At 41.2% G+C, this 20751-nt stretch carries 16 protein-coding genes; 4 read left to right on the forward strand and 12 right to left on the reverse strand.

Annotated elements, in window-relative coordinates:
• Positions 1-65: 65 nt before the first annotated feature.
• The 5 genes from eno to rlmD form a co-directional block, all read right to left on the reverse strand.
• On the reverse strand, positions 66-1367 hold the full coding sequence (gene eno / locus AB4153_RS01555) for a phosphopyruvate hydratase (RefSeq protein WP_102526953.1): 1302 nt from the start codon (positions 1365-1367) through the stop codon (positions 66-68).
• A gap of 233 nt (positions 1368-1600) precedes the next feature.
• Complete coding sequence (locus tag AB4153_RS01560) at positions 1601-3238, reverse strand: CTP synthase (protein WP_102526952.1); 1638 nt, start codon at positions 3236-3238, stop codon at positions 1601-1603.
• 251 nt (positions 3239-3489) lie between these two features.
• Positions 3490-4329, reverse strand: a complete 840-nt coding sequence (mazG, locus tag AB4153_RS01565) for a nucleoside triphosphate pyrophosphohydrolase (protein ID WP_371996138.1) — start codon at positions 4327-4329, stop codon at positions 3490-3492.
• A gap of 99 nt (positions 4330-4428) precedes the next feature.
• Positions 4429-6636, reverse strand: a complete 2208-nt coding sequence (relA, locus tag AB4153_RS01570) for a GTP diphosphokinase (protein WP_371996139.1) — start codon at positions 6634-6636, stop codon at positions 4429-4431.
• Between the two features lie 302 nt (positions 6637-6938).
• A complete protein-coding gene (gene rlmD / locus AB4153_RS01575) occupies positions 6939-8321 on the reverse strand; it encodes a 23S rRNA (uracil(1939)-C(5))-methyltransferase RlmD (RefSeq protein WP_371996141.1) in 1383 nt (460 codons plus the stop codon).
• 101 nt (positions 8322-8422) lie between these two features.
• Here rlmD and barA point away from each other — a divergent pair, with 101 nt between their 5' ends.
• From barA to recN, 4 genes are all read left to right on the forward strand, one after another.
• Positions 8423-11251: a two-component sensor histidine kinase BarA gene (barA, locus tag AB4153_RS01580; RefSeq protein ID WP_102526948.1), complete on the forward strand. Its 2829-nt coding sequence runs from the start codon at positions 8423-8425 to the stop codon at positions 11249-11251.
• Complete coding sequence (locus AB4153_RS01585) at positions 11244-11855, forward strand: YjaG family protein (RefSeq protein WP_229368923.1); 612 nt, start codon at positions 11244-11246, stop codon at positions 11853-11855. The genes barA and AB4153_RS01585 overlap by 8 nt, the downstream gene beginning before the upstream one ends.
• Positions 11856-12200: 345 nt before the next feature.
• Positions 12201-13166, forward strand: a complete 966-nt coding sequence (locus tag AB4153_RS01590; protein ID WP_371996144.1) for an AEC family transporter — start codon at positions 12201-12203, stop codon at positions 13164-13166.
• A gap of 138 nt (positions 13167-13304) precedes the next feature.
• The gene (recN, locus tag AB4153_RS01595; RefSeq protein WP_102526945.1) at positions 13305-14963 is read left to right on the forward strand and encodes a DNA repair protein RecN; all 1659 of its coding nucleotides are present in this window, start codon (positions 13305-13307) and stop codon (positions 14961-14963) included.
• Positions 14964-15115: 152 nt separating this feature from the next.
• On the opposite strand, the gene AB4153_RS01600 is transcribed toward recN, so the two are convergent.
• The 7 genes from AB4153_RS01600 to ribD all read right to left on the reverse strand — a co-directional run bounded on the left by AB4153_RS01600 (position 15116) and on the right by ribD (position 20734).
• Positions 15116-15607: a phosphatidylglycerophosphatase A gene (locus tag AB4153_RS01600; protein WP_303513025.1), complete on the reverse strand. Its 492-nt coding sequence runs from the start codon at positions 15605-15607 to the stop codon at positions 15116-15118.
• Positions 15607-16563, reverse strand: coding sequence for a thiamine-phosphate kinase (gene thiL, locus AB4153_RS01605; protein WP_303513027.1), 957 nt, complete (start codon positions 16561-16563; stop codon positions 15607-15609). Before thiL ends, AB4153_RS01600 begins: the two co-directional genes overlap by 1 nt.
• A gap of 93 nt (positions 16564-16656) precedes the next feature.
• Positions 16657-17061: a transcription antitermination factor NusB gene (nusB, locus tag AB4153_RS01610; protein WP_076543020.1), complete on the reverse strand. Its 405-nt coding sequence runs from the start codon at positions 17059-17061 to the stop codon at positions 16657-16659.
• 14 nt (positions 17062-17075) lie between these two features.
• A complete protein-coding gene (gene ribE / locus AB4153_RS01615; RefSeq protein ID WP_055023789.1) occupies positions 17076-17555 on the reverse strand; it encodes a 6,7-dimethyl-8-ribityllumazine synthase in 480 nt (159 codons plus the stop codon).
• 121 nt (positions 17556-17676) lie between these two features.
• On the reverse strand, positions 17677-18780 hold the full coding sequence (gene ribBA / locus AB4153_RS01620) for a bifunctional 3,4-dihydroxy-2-butanone-4-phosphate synthase/GTP cyclohydrolase II (protein WP_371996146.1): 1104 nt from the start codon (positions 18778-18780) through the stop codon (positions 17677-17679).
• Between the two features lie 55 nt (positions 18781-18835).
• Positions 18836-19492, reverse strand: coding sequence for a riboflavin synthase (locus AB4153_RS01625; RefSeq protein ID WP_102526941.1), 657 nt, complete (start codon positions 19490-19492; stop codon positions 18836-18838).
• A 96-nt stretch (positions 19493-19588) separates the two neighbouring features.
• Complete coding sequence (gene ribD, locus AB4153_RS01630; protein WP_371996148.1) at positions 19589-20734, reverse strand: bifunctional diaminohydroxyphosphoribosylaminopyrimidine deaminase/5-amino-6-(5-phosphoribosylamino)uracil reductase RibD; 1146 nt, start codon at positions 20732-20734, stop codon at positions 19589-19591.
• Positions 20735-20751 lie beyond the last annotated feature (17 nt).

Consider the following 20751-nt stretch of genomic DNA (forward strand, 5'->3'; position numbering starts at 1 on the left):
ATAGTAACGCTATAGTACAACAAAAAAGGCCACCTAGTGGTGGCCTTTTTAAGATTTAGTAAAGATTAAGCTTGGCCTTTCACTTCTTTAAGACCGTTGTAAGGTGCTTTTTCACCTAATGCTTCTTCGATACGAAGTAATTGGTTGTACTTAGCAACACGGTCACTACGGCTTAAAGAACCCGTTTTGATTTGACCTGCAGCAGTACCAACAGCTAAATCAGCAATGGTTGCGTCTTCAGTTTCACCACTACGGTGAGAAATGACAACAGTGAAACCTGCATCTTTAGCCATTTTGATTGCTGCTAAAGTTTCAGTCAGTGAACCGATTTGGTTGAATTTAATTAAGATTGAGTTAGCAATACCGTTATCGATACCACGTTTTAAAATCTTAGTGTTTGTTACGAATAAATCGTCACCAACCAATTGGATTTTGTCACCCATCAATTTAGTTTGATGTGCAAAACCTTCCCAATCTGACTCATCTAGACCGTCTTCAATAGAAACGATTGGGTATTCTTTCGTCAAATCTTGTAAGAAGTAGTTAAACTCTTCTGAAGTGAATTTCTTACCTTCACCTTTAAGATCGTAGATATTGGCTTCTTTATCAAAGAACTCTGATGCAGCACAATCCATCGCTAAGGTGATGTCTTTGCCTAGCTCGTAGCCAGCATTAGCAACAGCCACTTTAATTGCAGCTAAAGCAGATGCATTTGATGGAAGGTTTGGTGCGAAACCACCTTCATCACCCACAGCTGTAGAGTGACCATCAGCTTTAAGTACTTTCGCTAAACTATGGAATACTTCTGCACCCATACGTAAACCTTCGCGGAAGTTAGCTGCGCCAACCGGTTGAATCATAAATTCTTGGATATCTACGCTGTTATCAGCATGCTCACCACCATTGATGATATTCATCATAGGTAATGGCATAGAGTAAACACCTGGAGTGCCGTTTAAGTCAGCAATATGTGCGTATAAAGGAACTTTCTTTGAAATTGCTGCTGCTTTAGCTGCAGCTAAAGATACTGCTAAGATAGCGTTTGCGCCAAACTTAGCTTTGTTTTCAGTGCCATCTAGGTCAATCATGATTTGGTCAAGTTCAGCTTGAGCCAATGCATCTTTACCTTTTAGCGCTTCTGCGATTGGGCCATTAACGGCTTCAACCGCTTTTAATACACCTTTACCTAAGTAACGCGCTTTATCGCCATCACGTAATTCTAACGCTTCACGAGAACCAGTAGATGCACCTGATGGTGCTGCAGCCATACCGATAGAACCATCTGCAAGATGCACTTCAGCTTCAACCGTTGGGTTACCGCGTGAATCCATGATTTCGCGACCAATGACATTAATAATGTTAGCCATAACTTCCTCGATAAATGTAAGATAAAATTAAAATAGAAAATCAATACCATTAATCAGCAACATTCTTAATATTGAAGATTGATTATTGGTATTTCACTTTCAGTTTGGTAATTAACTGTCAATTCGATGCATAGCATAGACCTATTATCTTGATGCTTCAACTATCAAAGTACCAAGTTGGAATCTGCCATGAAAAAAAAGCCATTGATGGAGTCATCAATGGCTTTCGTTATTTAGCTTGCTTCACCTTTTTGATGCGCTGCAGCTGCTGCTACAAAGCCTTCAAATAAAGGATGACCATCACGTGGTGTTGAGGTGAACTCTGGGTGGAATTGACCAGCAACAAACCAAGGGTGGTTTGGTAACTCAATCATTTCGACTAGCTTGCGATCAGATGATAAACCACTGAATATCAGTCCCGCTTTCTCTAAACGCTCAACGTAGTTGTTGTTCACTTCAAAACGGTGACGATGACGCTCAACACAGGTATTCGAGTTATAAGCTGCAGCAGCTTTTGTGCCTTCAGCTAAATGACATAGCTGGGCACCTAAACGCATTGTGCCGCCTAAGTCAGACTCTTCATGGCGAGTTTCAACATTACCTTCTTCATTGATCCACTCAGTTATCAAACCAATCACTGGGTGCTCAGTTTTAGAGTTAAACTCAGTAGAATGGGCATCTTCAAGTTTAGCAACATGACGAGCAAACTCGATAAGCGCAACTTGCATACCTAAACAAATACCGAAGTAAGGAATGTTGTTTTCACGTGCGTACTGAGCCGCAAAAATCTTACCTTCAACGCCACGCTCACCGAAACCACCAGGAACCAAAATGCCGTCTAAGCCAGTTAAGACTTCTGCACCTTTGGCTTCAACAGTTTGTGAGTCTACATATTGAATGTTTACTGTAACGCGGTTTTTTAGACCTGCATGTTTTAATGCTTCATTAACTGACTTATATGCATCAGGTAATTCAATGTATTTACCCACCATACCAATGGTGATTTCACCAGTTGGGTTAGCTTCTTGGTAAATAACATTTTCCCATTCTGATAAATCAGCTTCTTTACAATCAATGCCAAAACGCTTGATCACTAATTCATCAAGGCCTTGTGAGCGAAGTAAAGCTGGGATCTTGTAGATACTGTCTACATCTTTTAATGAAATAACCGCTTTTTCTTCTACATTACAGAATAACGAGATTTTCGCTTTTTCGTTTGCAGGAATTGCGCGGTCACCACGACAAACTAAAACGTCTGGTGCGATACCAATTGAGCGTAACTCTTTTACAGAGTGCTGTGTTGGCTTGGTTTTAATTTCACCCGCAGCGCCCAAGAATGGCACTAAGGTTAAATGCATGAATAAAGTGCGATCACGTCCTAGCTCAGCACTTAATTGACGAATAGACTCTAGGAAAGGTAGTGATTCAATATCACCCACTGTGCCACCGATTTCTACGATAGCAACATCATGGCCTTCACCACCTTCAAGCACTTTTTCTTTAATCGCATTAGTAATATGCGGGATGACCTGAATAGTTGCGCCTAAATAGTCACCACGACGTTCTTTACGAAGCACTTGCTCATAAATTCGGCCTGTAGTGAAGTTATTACGACGATTCATTTTGGTGCGAATAAAACGTTCGTAATGGCCTAAATCTAAATCAGTTTCAGCACCGTCTTCAGTAACGAAAACTTCACCATGCTGAGTTGGACTCATGGTTCCTGGATCAACGTTAATGTATGGGTCCAGTTTCATAATGGTTACATTGAGGCCACGCGCCTCTAAAATTGCTGCTAGAGATGCTGCTGCAATGCCTTTACCTAGTGATGAAACAACGCCACCAGTTACGAAGATATACCTTGTAGTCATGCTGAACCTGAGAATGTGAGTTTGAAAAATACGTGCTTGTAAGAAAGCACTAGGACGGGGCGACATTCTACCAAATTAGCCTGATAACAACAAACAATAAACTCATAAAATTGCGTTAATAACGTTTAATTAGCCAACAGCTTCATTCAATGCGATTTTTAGCTTATTAACATAACCGCAGTTATCGCTACAATGCGATTAAACCAACTAACACTGAAGTCACCACTAGCATTAACTTTACTTTGCAAAAGTTATTTTGCTTTTTCCTGCTGTTTAACCTTATCCCAGTAAGCATCTAGCTCTTCTAAAGAATGTTCATTGATTGATTTACCACTTTGCTCGGCACACGCTTCTACGCCTCGAAAACGTCGTTCAAATTTTTGATTAGCTTGTCTTAAGGCTTGTTCTGGCTCTACGCCTAAATGCCTTGCCATGTTTGCAACGGCAAATAACAAGTCGCCCATTTCATCAACCACTCGCTCGTGGTACTTTTCTGGCTCAGTATTAAGGTGCTTTGCTTCTTCCATCACCTCATCTATTTCTTCGTGCACTTTCGCCACCACAGGCGCTAAATCAGGCCAATCAAACCCGACCTTGGCGACCCTTTTTTGAATCTTAATTGCGCGGTTCATTGCGGGTAAAGTGACAGGAATATCAGACAATAATGAAAACTGCTGTTTTTGCTCTCGCTCAGACTGCTTTATCGCATCCCAAGATTGTTTAACCTTTTCAGCACTTACAAGAGCAGAATCTGTATTATCAGTAAGAAACACATGAGGGTGACGCCTCGTCAGCTTGTCACAAATCTTCTCGACCACGGTTGAAAAGTCAAACATGCCCTGCTCTTTCGCTAACTGACAATAAAACACCACTTGGAATAACAAGTCGCCTAATTCATCAGGTAAGGAGTCAAAGTCAGCTTGTTCGATTGCATCTGCAACTTCATATGCTTCTTCTAGAGTAAAAGGCACTATCGTCTTAAAGTTTTGCTGCTTGTCCCATGGGCAACCAGTTTCAGGATCACGCAGCTTTTCCATGATGGTTAAAAGCGGTTGGATAATATTGTCAGTTTTCGATTGGCCTTTTGGCATGGGGAAGTATCCAATTAATGAGCAGGATTAAACAAAAAGGTGGTAAACCTAATGATTTACCACCTCAATTAACAACGAGCTTATTACAAGCTTTAATCTTTATAGACGTCTTGCTTCTATTACGCCTTCAATTTGGCCAAGCTTAACTAATATACGGGACAAGCCATCGAGATTATAAAGTTCAAGCTCCAGATCTACCGCTGCAGTTTGATTCTTTTCATCAGATGTAGAGCTCATCGCCATCACATTCGACTTTTCTGCTGCCAACACGGTAGTCACATCACGCAATAAACCGCTTCTGTCATGGGCACTGACTTGCACTTTAATCCGATAACCACCAGAATAATTCTCGCCCCACACCACTTCAACACTTCTTTCTGGATGAGCGCGCATTAACTCTTTCACTTGTGCGCAATCACTGCGGTGAACCGACACGCCGCGTCCCATTGTTATATAGCCGAAGATTTCATCACCAGGAACCGGTTTACAACAGCTGGCAATATGGCTGAGTAGATTACCCACACCATTCACTTCAACTTGCCCCTTACCTTTACGAGGCGCTCTGGTATGCGAGCGTTTAATGATTTCTTCAACAATTTCTTGTTCTGAATTTGGCTCTTTACGCAAGCTGGTTTCAATAAAGTTAACCACTTGATTAAGACGTAAATCGCCACCGCCAATCGCTGCTAACATGTCGTCCATGTTGTTCATGTTAAATCGTTCTACCGCGACTTGAGCATCTTTGATCTTTAACGATACTCGCGTCAATTCAGCTTCAAGTAATTCTTTACCTGCAACCATATTTTTATCGCGATCTTGTTGCTTGAACCAATGTTGGATTTTAGAGCGAGAACGCGACGACTTAATGTAGCCTAAATTAGGGTTTAACCAATCACGTTTGGGATTAGGATGCTTTGAGGTAATAATTTCAATGCGTTCACCCGTTTCGACTTGATAAGTAAACGGCACGATACGACCATCCACTTTAGCGCCAATGCACTTATGCCCCACATGTGAATGAATATAATAAGCAAAATCAAGCACCGTTGACCCTAGCGGTAAATCAACCACTTCGCCATTAGGGGTAAAAACATATGCTCGGTCCTCAAAAACCTGACTACGTACTTCTTCGACCAAATTACCGGTTTCAGCAACATCTTCTTGCCAGAGTAAAATTTTACGTAGCCAGTTAATTTTCTCTTCATAGCCACTTTGCTTACCACCAGCAGTGCCTTCTTTATACTTCCAGTGCGCTGCAACGCCAAGTTCAGCATCTTGGTGCATGGCTTCTGTACGGATTTGGATTTCGACCGTTTTACCTTCAGGGCCTACGACGACGGTATGAATTGACTGGTAACCATTGGGTTTAGGATTAGCCACATAGTCATCAAATTCACGTGGAATATGATGCCAAAGCGTATGAACGACACCTAATGCGCCATAACAATCCTGAAGTCGGTCGGTGACAATACGCACTGCACGTACATCAAACAGTTCATCGAACTTAAGATCTTTGCCTTTCATTTTGCGCCAGATACTGTAGATATGCTTTGGACGGCCATAGACCTTAGCGCGGATCTGATCAGCATCTAATCGCTCTTGTAACTGGGTCACAAATTTATCGACAAATACTTCTCTGTCTACACGCTTACCGTCGAGTTGTTTCGCAATATCTTTATAGACAACGGGGTGAAGATAGCGAAATGAGATATCTTCTAACTCCCATTTAAGTTGACCTATACCCAATCGGTTTGCCAATGGCGCATAAATGTCTGCGACTTCACGGGCTACAAGCACACGTGTTTCTTCATCGACATTTTTAATTTCTCGAAGTAAACGCAAACGCTCAGCAAGTTTTATCACTACAGCACGAACATCCTCTACCATTGCCAAAAGCATTTTTCGGATATTGTCTATTTGCGGCTCTGCAGTACGAGAATCTTGGCTGACTTTTAATGCCCCAATCGCTTCCATTGTCACCACACTGGCGACAAGCTTACTTAAATTTTTACCGAATTTTTCTTCAATATCTTCAATCGACAAAATGCCTTCATCATGAACGATGAATAACAAAGAGGCTTGGAGCGTTTCGATGTCCATGTTTAAAGGCGCAAGGATTTCGACCATTTCGCGAGCACGATCTAATAAACCGCGATGTACATCAGGTGAAGGAGTTGGCAGCGCATCTAACTGTTTAATAAGATCCAGCAACATTTGGGCTTCCTCGGCATTATCAATATAACGAGTCACCCATTCGTCGATATTGAAATCGGCTGAATTAAAATGTGCTTCTCGAACTGAGACCATAATTAACTTCCTTATTGGTACCTAATTGCTACCAGTACTAACAAACCAGCTTAAAAGTTCAATAAACTGGTTATTGCAGATGCGCTCTACATTATTACAAAAGAATCATCTTGAATGTTCAGTAATCTATGTCAAATTATTATTAATCATTTTACAAATTCTTACTTAAAAAACCGATATCAGTACAATGTTTCATCGTTTTCTAGTTAAAACAAGATTAGCGTATATCTGATATCAATAATAAAGCATCAAGTTACTAACGAATGTTCTACAGGCAACACATAGTACACCTAAGCGATGATTCACTTTATTTCGAACAAAGCCATGGCTTCAATATGATGTGTTTGAGGAAACATATCGAGCATCATCAATTGTTTTAGTTTATAGCCTTGTTCTATCAATACTTGACTGTCTCTGGCTAAACTTGCTGGATTACACGACACATAAACGACCTTCTTAGGCTTCATTTTAGAAAGCCATTGTAAACTTTCATATGCCCCGGCTCTGGCAGGATCAAGCAGTAACTTATCGATACGTCCAAGCCATGATGCTTCTGATAAATCAGCGCTCAAATCGGCATGAAAGAAACTTAAGTTGGTTAAATTATTATCCAGTGCATTTTGTTTTGCTTGAGCCACCATTTCAGGTACGCCTTCAACACCAATAACATCCGCAGCTTTGGTAGCCAGTGGCAAACTAAAGTTACCAACACCACAAAATAAATCTAAAATACGCTCATTCGCTTGGGGGGCTAGCCATTCAATAGCTTGCGCAACCATTCGTTGATTAATATCAGCATTAACCTGAACAAAATTACCTGGGCTAAAGCGGCAATCCACTTGCCCATCAGCTAAACTGTATTGTGGCAACTCAATTCCTGCTTGGTCTGATGCCGTATCATCTGAAGCAGTATTTGACGGCACTGAATATAACCCATGAACTTGACTATCATTATCTTGCACAAGCAAGTTAATGTTATGCGATGCGGCGAAATCAATCAGTAATTGCTCATCAGCGGGTTTTAATGCTTTAGTTATTCGCAATACAGCAAACAAACCGTTCTCAGCTTCTGTGAGTTCTAAATGGCCTAAGGTCGTTTTAGCCTGTAATTGATTGAGCAGTTCTGTAAACGGTGTAATTAATGCTGATAGAGGCTTAGCAAGTACGTCACACTGTTTAATTTGAACAATGTCACTGCTATTAGCAGCCCGAAACCCTAGTTGTAATTTCTTGGTTTTTTTATCAAATAATGTCGCTAAACGAGCACGACGTCGATAATGCCACTCTTCACCGATGACGGCGTCAGCTACCATCGTTGAATCGACATTAATGGCCAATTTACTCATTAAATTGGTTAACGCTAATTGTTTATGGTCACGCTGTGCTTCTATGTCCATATGCTGTAAATCACATCCTCCACATTGCTGATAATGTGGGCATTGAGCGTTTACGCGATGAGGTGCTGGTTTATCAACCTTAAATAATTTGGCCTTGGCATATTTTTTCTTTTGCTCAGTCAATTGAGCTGTCACTGTTTCACCAGGAAGCGCACCCGGTACAAACACGACTTTCCCGTTATGTTGTGCAATACCTGCACCGAGGTGATCGAGTTGTGTTACCGTTAAACTCAACTTTGCTGATAACTGCTTAGTCTTGTTTGGTTTTGCTTTAAAAAATTGCGCCATTTTGGCCTCTGGTTTTGAATAAATCACTAGTCAAGAGTGCTGTATTTCTGGCAATCTAGACAACATAATGAATAAAAGTCTTTAGGAATAATAACTTCACGATGAATACTGCTAACAACATGACCAAATACAGCCTCCGTTCTTGGGTGCTCGTACTTGCGTTAGCGCCTACTGTTATGGTGGGTATTCTACTTGGAAGTTACTTCACCATAAACCGTTTTTATGAACTTGAAGAAACCTTAATAGCCCAAGGTCGAAGTATTGTCGAACCTTTGGCCATTGCCAGTGAGTTTGGCTTAGCGACTGAAGACAGAGAAGCCAGCAAACGATTACTGGCAGCATCGCAGCTGAGTAACTCATCTTTAATTCATTCAATTGCGATTTTTGACAATGATAACCAATTATTCGTCACCTCCCATTATCACAAAGATTTTGAAAGTATGCGCTATACCAGAGCGCTTGAGTCACTGATTGCTAGTCAGTACGAAACCATTGATGACACTATGGTGATCCGTGTACCCATTATTTCCCATACTGGCATCAATCAACAAAATACCAATTATATCGCTACAGCTTCTCCAGCAAAAAACGTCCCCCCTACGATAACCAATGCTGAAGGTCAGCAGATCTTGGGTTATATCTCGATATTGTTGAATAAGGAAAACGCCTTACTCGAGCAGCACCGCGCTGCGATAGCGGCATTTGTCATCGTTTTGATTGGTGTGCAGTTGAACTTATTTTTCACGTTTAGATTAGTAAAACACGTTAACTACCCTATTACTGAAATGGTACGAGTGGTGGCTAAAATTCGCGAAGGCAAACTGGATACTCGATTAGATGGCCAGCTTATTGGCGAGCTTGATTTATTGAAACGTGGTATCAATGCCATGGCGAGCTCCTTATCTGAATATCACGATGAAATGCAGCAAAATATCGATCAAGCAACTTCTGATTTACGTGAAACCTTAGAACAAATTGAAATTCAAAACGTTGAATTAGACTTAGCGAAAAAACGCGCATTAGAAGCCAGTCGAATAAAATCAGAGTTCTTAGCTAACATGTCTCACGAACTACGCACACCGCTTAATGGTGTAATTGGTTTCTCTAGGCAGTTAATCAAAACCCCTTTGCATTCAAGTCAGCTTGACTACATCAAAACCATTGAGCGCAGTGCCAGTAACTTACTCGGTATCATTAACGACATTCTTGATTTCTCTAAACTTGAAGCGGGTAAAATGGTGCTTGAGAAAATGCCATTTGCATTAAGAGAAACCATTTCTGAGACGGTCAGTATTGTATCGGGTAGCGCTCAAGAGAAAAAAATCGAATTAGTCATTGATATAGATGATAACGTACCAGAAAGTGTCAGCGGCGATGCCATGCGTGTTGGCCAAATCATGACAAACTTAATCGGCAACGCGATTAAATTTACCGACCAAGGTAGTGTGGTATTAAAGATTCATCTTGTTGGCCAAAAAGATGAAAACATTACCTTGCGTTGTGAAATCATAGATACCGGCATCGGTATTGATGAAAGCCAGCAAGAATATTTATTCCAGGCATTTGGTCAAGCTGACTCTTCAATCTCGCGACGCTTTGGCGGAACTGGGCTTGGGCTCGTCATTACCAAGCGCTTAATAAACCAAATGGGCGGTCAAATTGGGTTTACATCCACGCCGAACAAAGGGTCCACGTTCTGGTTTATGCTGCCGCTAGAACTTAGCCAATTCCATATTGGAGAAGTACTTCATTTAGACTCCCTTCGTGATAAAACGCTATTATTGTTTGAAGCTCGTGAATTGACCCGAGATACGTTCAACCGTCGCTTTGAGGCATGGGGCTTACATTTAACTTCTGTAGGTCAAGTTAACCATTTAGCGTCAACACTTTCGTCAAGCAAAATTCACTACGACTATATTTTGATTAGTTGTCATGGCTTTAATGATAACGAACAATTACTCGAGTTCTTAAAAATTGCGAGAGAAAAAACGGCTTGCTTAGTTTTGCTCCATGACTGCATAGAACAACAAGAAATACTCAATCAGGCATTACGCCCTAATACTGATATTTTGATGAGCATGCCAATCAGTGACTATGATTTAGCCAATCAGCTTATCCATCCGCCAACCCAAACGGCATTATTAACAGAAGTTAGCCAAGAGGTTGTTTTCGAGCGCAAGAATTTAAGCGTGCTCGCTGTTGATGACAACATTGCCAACCTAAAACTCATCGACACATTGCTAAAAGAAATTGTCGTTAATGTCATTTCTGTCAATAACGGTGATGATGCGGTCAAATACGCTAAACAACAATCCTTTGATGTCATCTTTATGGACATTCAAATGCCTGGCACCGATGGCATTACTGCAACCAAATATATTCGCCAAGAGTCACAAAATAGAAATACGCCAATTATTGCGGTCACAGCTCACGCCATTGCGGAAGAACGAGAATTGATTTTAGGTAGTGGTATGGATGGTTATTTGCCAAAACCGATTGATGAAGCAGCGCTAAAGGGCGTGATTAATCGCTGGATCAATAAACCTAAGTTTACCCACTTTGATATGCACACCTTGAATTGGGAACTATGCTTAGCTCAAACCAATCAAAAACCAGACTTGGCAATTGAAATGCTGCAAATGCTTGTGGACTCATTACCTAGCACTATCATAGACATCGAAACCGCCATCAAAAATGCGGATCATCAACTCATGATACAAACGGTACACAAGTTACATGGCGCCAGTTGTTACTGCGGCGTGCCCAATACCCAAAAGCTTTGCCAAGAGATAGAATCATCACTGAAGAAAAAAATCAGCCTTGATGATCTAGAACCGGAAATACTAGAGTTACTTGACGAGCTAACTAAGGTAGAATCAGCAGCAAATCAAGTGATATCACAGTTATCAGCGGATGTTCCCAATGAGTAATCAACCCGGCTTTTTTAAACGTTTAAAAGCGTTATCTTTACCTCAAAAGCAATTATTTGCGACCGCACTTTGTCAGCGTATGCTGCCAAACTACCAACTTTTTTCTGAAGTATGTGAGTTTGGCGAGCCAAAAATGCTCAGCACTGTATTAGATTTGCTTTGGCAATCTCAGTACGATAAAAAACTTAAATTTAACTACGATATCCATTTACAACGTCTTGAAGACAACACGCCTGAGCCAAGTGACTTTGAAGCATATGGTGTCTATCCAGCAATGGACGCAGCAGTGGCATTAACAACGCTTCTAGGCGGCATTCAAGGTAAAATAGAAGAAGATATTACTAACATCAGTAAGCTGTCTTCAAGCACTGTAGCCAATTATATCGAAGCAATCAGTGTTGAAGAACTTCAAGACGAGCTAAACGAAGAAGTAGTCGAAGAGTTTGTTTTCAATCATCCTGTTATGAAAGAAGAGAAAGAGCTTCAAGGGATGTTGTTGGATATTGTTGAAGCTAATCCAAAAATATCTGCTGAATTTATTAAAGAGTTACGCAAAGAAATTGTCGATGCTGGTGTATCAAATATTGGCATTAGCGCTCAGTAAATAGCTAAAAGTGACGCTGTTTAATCAGAGTTAATAGTGGGAGTGATGCCAGCAACACTCCCTTTACTTCTTTGAAGGTTTTTATCATCTAAAGTAAGACCTTAATCGCATTTTCTTTTACGTTATTTCAAGTAGACTCATTTAATAGAATCGAAATTAAAGGCTATGACTCATTCAACTTACAGCCAAAACTTCTTGTATTACCTACAAGCTATTGAAGGTTGCGCTCGATTAGTTTCACCTTAATATTTACAACATTATGATTGAGTATTTTATGCTTGAATCGCAAAACACTCACGACTAGCGCCTATCATTATCACTTTACTCATTAACAAGGATTGAGGGATGCCCAGTATTCTTACCCCTCTTATTGCCGTTTTCGGAATCATGCTTTTAGGCTTTATTATACAAAAGCTTAAAGTCTTGCCACATGATACTGACTTTACCCTTAATGAATATGTTTACTATGTTGCCTTCCCTTCAATACTGTTTATTGCCTTAGCCGAAACAGACATTGATGAAATTTTGCAATGGGGGTTTATTGCATCATTTGGCATTACAATGCTCGTTACCTATTTTGTCACTGCTGTCATCTCGTTATCAGCTGATAAGAAGCAACCTGCATTAGCTGCTATCAGGGGGCTTAATACCAGTTTTGGTAACACAGCCTTTATCGGTATTCCTCTGATGATGATGATCTATCCAGGAAACAACCATGCAATTACATTAGCTGCGATTGCCAGTTTATTATCAATTGTCATGTTTGCCTTTGTGATGGTAAGCATGGAGCTGGCCATTAATAAGCAGCAAAAACGTCATCCCATTATTATCATGCTCAATGCGCTCAGCAGTAACCCAATTGTTATTGGTTGCGCCCTGGGGGTTGCAGCCTCCGCTGTTAAGCTTCCCATACCTGATAGTCTAAGCGTGATGATGCGACTTATCGGTAATACATCTAGCCCGTGTGCGCTGTTTGCAATCGGTATGGTGTTAGCCAAAGCCATGCATGGCGGCGAAGAGCCTTCAGAAACTAGACACCACATTGCTATCGAAATGACCGTGCTAAATATGTTAAAGCTGGTATTTCAGCCCATTATCGCATACGCCTTGTTACGGTATTTTAATGTTGATACTGAGTTGCTTATCATGGGCGTTATTTTGGCGGCGCTTCCTACTGCAGCGAGTGTTTACTTACTTGCCCAACGCTATCAAACCTATGGTTTAGCCAGTGCTAAATGCATTTTAATCAGTACTATCGCCACATTTATTACACTGCCTATTATTGAGAAGTTACTCCACAACATAAACTGAGCCAGCTTATATTATTGTTTACATGGAGATTAAAATCCTTATAACAAAAATCAACAACCAGTACTTTACTGTATAAAAAAACAGTGTAAACTGTTTATAAATACAGTGGTTTGATGATTATTCACACAAGGATTGATTATGCTTTGCCAATTAAGCATTAATAATTTCGCGATTGTACGTTTTCTTGAACTCGACTTTAAAGCCGGCATGACCAGCATTACAGGTGAAACAGGTGCGGGTAAATCGATTGCAATAGACGCCTTAGGTTTATGTTTAGGTAATCGCGCTGATGCCAATACAGTGAGACCAGGTGCCAACAAAGCTGAAGTGAGCGCACGCTTTACAATAGATGATGTGCCATTTGCCAAACGCTGGCTTGAAGATAACGATCTTGATGTCGAAGATGAATGTATATTACGTCGAACCATCAGTGCCGATGGGCGTTCTCGCGCTTACATTAATGGTAACCCTGTACCACTTTCGCAGTTAAAAACACTTGGGCAATTATTTGTTGGGATCCATGGGCAACATGCACACCACGCAATGCTAAAAAGTGAACATCAACTCACACTGCTCGATAGCTACGCCAATCATAAGTTATTGCTTGATAGCGTGACTAAAAGTTATCAGCGCTGTAAAAATGTTGAAAATGAACTCAAACAATTACAACAGAATCAACAAGAGCGTATTGCTCGAAAACAACTGGTGCAATATCAAGTTGAAGAATTAGATGAGTTTGCTTTAATACCTGGCGAGTTTGAACAAATAGAGCAAGAACATAAACGCTTAGCAAACGGCACCGACTTAATTGAAAGTTGTCAAAGCGCACTCCAATTGCTCAGTGAAGATGACGAACATAATATTGAATCTTTGCTTAACCGCGCTGTGACAGTCGCTGACAGCTTACAGAGCTTTGACCCTACACTTAAAAACATTGCAGAAATGCTCAATGAAGCTTTGATACAAGTCCAAGAAAGCACTAGTGAAGTGCAGGATTATCTCAGTAGAATTGAGTTAGACCCTGAACATTTTGCCTTTCTTGAGCAGCGAATATCTAAAGCAATGCAACTGGCTCGCAAGCATCATGTGCAGACCGAATATCTAGCTGAGCACCACGGGCAGTTAAAAGCTGAACTATCAGAGCTCAGTAGCGATGCAAGCCGTCTAGATGAGATTCAGCAACAATTAGATGACAGTAAACTCGCTTATATTAAAAACGCACAGAAACTCAGCCAAAGCCGCCAACGTTATGCCAAAGAGCTCAATAAACTGGTAACTCAGTCAATACACGAGCTAAATATGCCTAAAGGCAAGTTCAATATTGCGGTTAACTTTAATCCTGAGTCACAGTCATTAATGGGCAGCGATCAAATAGAATTTCAAGTAACCACCAACCCAGGCCAGCCCTTACAACCTATTGCTAAAGTGGCATCAGGTGGTGAGTTATCTCGAATAGGCTTAGGTATTCAGGTCATCACGGCTAGAAAAGTTTCAACCCCAACATTAATATTCGATGAAGTTGATGTGGGTATTTCTGGCCCGACAGCAGCGGTTGTCGGTCGAATGCTTCGTAGTTTGGGGGAATCGACCCAAGTTATCTGTGTGACTCATTTACCGCAAGTTGCCGGTAATGGTCATCAACATATGTTAGTGAACAAGTTTACCAAAAGTGGTGGCACTGAGACTCAAATGAAACCGCTTGATAAAGAGCAGCGCATCAGTGAGTTAGCAAGGTTACTGGCGGGTGATGTTATCACTGAAAATGCACTCGCAAATGCGCGAGAGCTTTTACACTGATTAAGCCAATCTTGCTCGATAACAAGCCGCAATCGGCACTTATTTATCAAACAAAAAAGCCCACTTCATGTGGGCTTTTCTAGTTTTACTTATTGAAACGAAATTTTAATTTACTGAAAGTAACGTTGCTTTCAATAGCTGTTTAGATGGCTCTATACGAAATAATAAATCGCCTGCAAACAAACTAGAGCAAAGATACCAGCTAAGACATCATCAATCATAATCCCAAATCCGCCATGAACTTTTGCGTCTAACCAACGGATAGGCCAAGGTTTAAGGATATCGAAAAAACGAAACAATGCAAAACCGATGACAAGCCATATAAGCCCAGCAGGCGCAGCTATCATGGTAATCATTAAGCCTGCAACTTCATCCCAAACAATGGCGCCATGATCATGTACGCCCATATCTTTTGCAGCTTTATCACAAATATAAAAGCCCACCAGCGTGCTGACGAGAGTTATAATAATAAAAGCTGTCAGACTTAAGTGGCTCATTAAATAAACCAATGGCACAGCGGCAAGGGTGCCAAATGTACCCGGTGCTTTCGCAGCAAGACCACTACCAAAACCCAGCGCTAAGAAGTGTACTGGATTTTTTAAAGACAGCTTTAATACTGCCGGATCAGTAGATAAAAATTTCATTAAAAATGCTCAAAGTTTTTCGCGTCTAACTCAAAAGGTTGTCCATCAGATACAAGTCGTAATTTATCACCGGCACAAATTTGGCCTATTTTGACAAACTTAACCCCGGCGTGGAGTAAGGCTGTATCTAATGCGCCTCGCTGGGCTTCTGGTACTGTAAATAATAGCTCATAATCTTCACCGCCTGTGAGTGCGTAATTAATTGCTTCATGTTTACCTACAGACTCAATAAGTGATTTGGATAAAGGCAATTCATTGACATCAATAATCGCACCGACATTGGAGGCTTTTAAAACATGCTTTATATCTGAATTTAATCCATCAGATAAATCAATGGCACTGGTAGCCAATGAACGCAGAGCTTGACCGGCAATAATTCTAGGCGTTGGATGATAATGTCGGTTTATCAAAAATTCTTTATATTGCAGATCAACTTCTTTGTTGCCCAGCAATACATCTAAACCTAAGGCTGAATCGCCTAACGTGCCTGTCACATAAATCCAATCACCGATTTTTGCGCCACTACGGGTTAATGCTTTACCGGTAGGTACTTGACCGTGAATAGTGATGTTAATACATCGAGGGCCACGAGTGGTATCTCCACCAATTAAGCTGACGCTATAATATTCTGCAGCTTCAAATAAGCCCTCACTGAATTCTTGTAACCATTGGTTATCAACATCAGGTAGAGTGAGCGCTAATGTCATCCATGCAGGGTCTGCGCCCATTGCGGCTAAATCTGACAAATTAACAGCCACAGATTTATAGCCTAACTCGTGAGCTGGCATGGTTGGCAAAAAGTGAATATTTTCGACGAGAGTATCGCAAGAGATCGCGATGGATTTATTTTCTGCTGGTTGCACTATGGCGCAATCATCGCCAATACCGAGATGAACATCACGGCGCTGTTGGCCTTTATCACGGAAAAATTGTTCAATAATTTGGAATTCTTTCACGATAAATCTGGTACGGTTGCCCGCCCACCTATATGTTTTATAGAAGTATCTGAGTGATACAAAAACGGTATCCGAAGATACCGTTTTCATTTATTACTTGCGAGTAACAAGCTTATCTAGCATACCATTGACAAACTTATGGCTGTCGTCGGCACCAAACGCTTTCGCTAACTCAATACCTTCGTTGATAGCCACTTTATATGGCACATCTTTACGATAAGTTAATTCATATGCAGCTAAGCGCACAATGGCTTTTTCAACTGGAGATACATCTTCAATATCACGATCTAAGTGAGGTTTTAGAAGATCATCAAGTTGAGTTGCTTTCGTGGCTACACCTGATAGCAATTCACGAAAATAAGCTACATCAACACCGTTAATGTTTTGCTCAGTTAAAAATTCATGTTCAACATCAGCAACGTTATTCTTGCTTAATTGCCACGAATAAATAGCTTGAACAGCTAAACGGCGTGCCTTACGGCGCTCTGAAGGCTTCATTACTTTTCCTACTACTATACCAACTGTTGTTCTAATTCTTGCAGAACGTTAACCATTTCAAGTAGGCCAAGGGCAGCTTCTGTGCCTTTATTACCTGCTTTAGTACCAGAGCGCTCAATTGCTTGCTCAATAGTATCTGTGGTTAACACGCCAAATGAAACTGGGATATCAAACTCTAAAGCAACTTGAGCTAGACCCTTGTTACATTCACCTGCAACTAAATCAAAATGCGGAGTACCACCACGAATCACTGCACCTAGTGCAATGATACCGTCAAACTTTCCACAAGCAGCAACACGACGTGCAGCAAGTGGTAATTCAACAGCGCCAGGAACACGAACAACAGTAATGTTGTCATCTTCAACCTGACCAAAACGTTTTAGTGTATCTATTGCGCCATCAAGCAGACTTTCAACTAAAAAACTGTTGAAACGCGACACAACGATCGCCACTTTGGCATTTTTTGCTTCGATATTACCTTGAACTACGTTCATTATCTTACCTAAATTAGCTAAAGCACCCAGCTCTGGGCAAAAGTGGCGCTATAATACCACAGCAAAATGCCCTGAGTCCTGTGCAATTAATGATAAATGTTAACTTCACTAAATTAGTGAATTATTCTGCAATGTAATCAGTAACTTCTAAACCAAAGCCTGATAACGAATGGTAATGTTTCGGCGAGCTCAATAGACGCATTGTGCTAACACCAAGACTAGATAGAATTTGTGAGCCGATACCGACTTTACGAGAGGTTCCTTCCCATTTAGCCGCTGTGGGTGCTTGACCATTATCTTCAGCTTCAAAGGCTTTGACTTTGGCTAGCATTTCACTTGAATGTTCTTCATGGCCTAACAAGACTAAAACGCCGCCTTCTGAAGCTATACGTTCCATGGCCTTATCAAGTGGCCAACTGCGCTTTTGATCTCGTTCTGAATGTAATAAATCGTTAAACGTATTCTGTAAATGAACGCGTACTAAACAGTTCTGTTCAACATCACCTTTAACTAACGCATAATGTAATTGGTTATCGATGGTATCTCTGAAAGTCACCATGTTAAATTCACCAAAGCGTGTCGGCAATTTACATTCTGCTTCGCGCACTACTGTGGTTTCTTTGGTATTACGATATTCAATCAAATCAGCGATAGTACCCATTTTGATACCATGCTTTTCACTGAATACTTCTAAATCAGGACAGCGCGCCATAGTGCCATCATCATTGAGGATTTCAACAATCACTCCAGACGGCTCAAGTCCAGCCAAACGCGATAAATCACAGCCAGCTTCTGTATGACCTGCGCGAGTTAACACACCGCCATCTTGTGCCATCAATGGAAAAATATGTCCAGGTTGAACTAAGTCAGCCGCTTTAGCCTCTTTTGCCACTGCTGCTTGAACTGTCACTGCGCGATCGTGAGCTGAAATACCTGTTGTTACACCGGTTGCCGCTTCAATTGACACGGTAAAGTTTGTCGAGAACTGAGCGTTATTATTGGTCACCATTAATGGCAAGTTTAGTTGCAGGCAACGCTCTTTAGTCATAGTTTGACAGATTAGACCACGACCGTAAGTCGCCATAAAGTTAATTGCTTCTGGCGTCACCTTTTCGGCAGCCATAATCAAATCGCCTTCATTTTCTCTGTCTTCATCGTCCATCAAGATAACCATTTTACCTTGGCGAATGTCTTCGATGATCTCTTCTATACTATGTAGTGCCATATTAAGACCTTTGTGTTGTTATTCCCGATATTTGCAATAAAGGGTAAAAATAGGGTTATCGCATAAATCCAGCGTTGGCGAGCATTTCCATAGTGACCCCACCGCCTGAAGTTGTTGGCTTTTCAGGATTCATTAAGCGCTCTAAATAACGAGCAATCAAATCAACTTCAATGTTGACCTTATCACCCGCTTGTAATGCTGTAAGTGTTGTTTCAGATGCTGTATGCGGCACAATCGTTAATCGAAAGCGGTGCCCATCTATTTCATTCACTGTCAGACTAACGCCATCGATGGTAATTGAACCTTTATGAGCAATGTAATGAGCAAGCTCAGCTGGCGCCGCTAACCAAAATTCAATCGCTTTTCCGCGGACACTTCTTTGCTCAACAGCGGCTATGCCATCTACATGACCACTGACCATGTGACCGCCAAGGCGAGTTGTCGGCAATACCGCTTTTTCTAAATTAACTTTTTGACCAACGTGATAATTAGCAAAGCCTGTCAGTGCCACGGTTTCTGCCGAAATGTCAGCAACGTATCCGTCAGCAAGGCATTGGACCACGGTTAAACACACACCGTTAGTGGCAATACTATCGCCTAACTTCACATCAGATAAATCCAGATGACCACTTGCTACGTTTAGGCGTATATCATCACCTTTACGCTCGATTTTTCTTAATGTGCCTAAGGCTTCAATAATGCCGGTAAACATAATGACTCACTTGTATTAATTTCGGTTCAATTTAATCAACTTGGCCAGTGCTTGCTCATGCCAGCAATTACAGCCTATTTAAGCAAGTTGATTCTGCTAGAGACTAAATATCATACGTTGATCTGCACCTATGCGGCGCGAATCGACTAATTGTAGCTCAGGAATTTGTTCCATACTTTGATAGTCATTCAGTTGTAATAAATTACGCCCGTGACTACCTAAAATTTTCATTGCTTGATAAAGGTAGAGTTCATCAGCAAGCTTTGCATCTAACACGCTACCCGCAAGGGATGCGCCTGATTCAATCAAAACTGAGTTGCATTGTTTACCTAAGTAAGTAAATAACGCATGTAAATCAACGCGTCCATCTTCATTTGCGGCAATAGTGATACAACTAACATGATTGTTAAATTTTTCTCTTACTTCTGCGGCGTAGTCGACACAAGAAACCAACAGGATAGGCGATGGGATATCAAATAATTTGAATTCACTTGTTAGCCTTGCGCGGCTATCTAAAATCACCCTTAGAGGTTGTTGTAGATCTGCGGCCGAAACTGAGTTTTTCAAGCTGCCAAGTTGTTCATAACGCACATTCAATGATGGGTCATCAGCCAATACCGTTTCAACGCCTGTCACTAAGGCACAATGACGGGCGCGAAGCTTTTGAACATCAGCGCGCGCATCAGGTCCAGTGATCCATTTGGAAACACCATTTGAAAGCGCTGTTTTGCCATCAATACTGGCTGCCAGTTTAATCGTAACTCTAGGCAGACCCGTGTTCATTTTCTTGGTGAAGCCTAAGTTTAATAGCTTAGCTTGCTCAGTTAGCAAACCTATGTCGACTTGAATGCCTGCTTCTTTTAATAAACGGATTCCATTGCCAGCCACTTGTGGGTTTGCATCCACTTCAGCAATCACAACCCGTTTAACCCCTGCCTCGATTAAGGCTAAAGCACAGGGCGGCGTTCGGCCATAATGACTGCACGGTTCAAGGGTGACATAAGCAGTAGCCGATGATAGTTTTGTTTGATTTTGCTTCGTCTGTACATCTTGAAGCGCATGAATTTCAGCATGTGGGCCACCCGCTTTAATATGGTACCCCTGACCAATAATGTGATCGTTTACAGCAATGACACAGCCAACATTTGGATTTGGACGCGTGGTATAGCGCCCTTTCTCTGCCAATGAAATGGCAAGGCTCATCATTTCAACATCAACTACTGACCACTGAGACATAGACACCTACTTGAAATAGCCGC

The sequence above is a fragment of the Shewanella sp. 10N.286.52.E4 genome (assembly GCF_041468785.1).
GTDB classification, from domain to species: Bacteria; Pseudomonadota; Gammaproteobacteria; order Enterobacterales; family Shewanellaceae; genus Shewanella; species Shewanella electrodiphila.

Coding starts and splice junctions, on each gene's coding strand:
- recN (WP_102526945.1), top strand. CDS start 13,305: ATGCTTTGCCAATTAAGCATTAATAATTTCGCGATTGTACGTTTTCTT.
- eno (WP_102526953.1), bottom strand. CDS start 1,367: ATGGCTAACATTATTAATGTCATTGGTCGCGAAATCATGGATTCACGC.
- ribBA (WP_371996146.1), bottom strand. CDS start 18,780: ATGGCACTACATAGTATAGAAGAGATCATCGAAGACATTCGCCAAGGT.
- nusB (WP_076543020.1), bottom strand. CDS start 17,061: ATGAAGCCTTCAGAGCGCCGTAAGGCACGCCGTTTAGCTGTTCAAGCT.
- rlmD (WP_371996141.1), bottom strand. CDS start 8,321: ATGGCGCAATTTTTTAAAGCAAAACCAAACAAGACTAAGCAGTTATCA.
- AB4153_RS01625 (WP_102526941.1), bottom strand. CDS start 19,492: ATGTTTACCGGCATTATTGAAGCCTTAGGCACATTAAGAAAAATCGAG.
- AB4153_RS01585 (WP_229368923.1), top strand. CDS start 11,244: ATGAGTAATCAACCCGGCTTTTTTAAACGTTTAAAAGCGTTATCTTTA.
- AB4153_RS01590 (WP_371996144.1), top strand. CDS start 12,201: ATGCCCAGTATTCTTACCCCTCTTATTGCCGTTTTCGGAATCATGCTT.
- AB4153_RS01560 (WP_102526952.1), bottom strand. CDS start 3,238: ATGACTACAAGGTATATCTTCGTAACTGGTGGCGTTGTTTCATCACTA.
- AB4153_RS01600 (WP_303513025.1), bottom strand. CDS start 15,607: ATGAAATTTTTATCTACTGATCCGGCAGTATTAAAGCTGTCTTTAAAA.
- ribE (WP_055023789.1), bottom strand. CDS start 17,555: ATGAACGTAGTTCAAGGTAATATCGAAGCAAAAAATGCCAAAGTGGCG.
- mazG (WP_371996138.1), bottom strand. CDS start 4,329: ATGCCAAAAGGCCAATCGAAAACTGACAATATTATCCAACCGCTTTTA.
- barA (WP_102526948.1), top strand. CDS start 8,423: ATGAATACTGCTAACAACATGACCAAATACAGCCTCCGTTCTTGGGTG.
- relA (WP_371996139.1), bottom strand. CDS start 6,636: ATGGTCTCAGTTCGAGAAGCACATTTTAATTCAGCCGATTTCAATATC.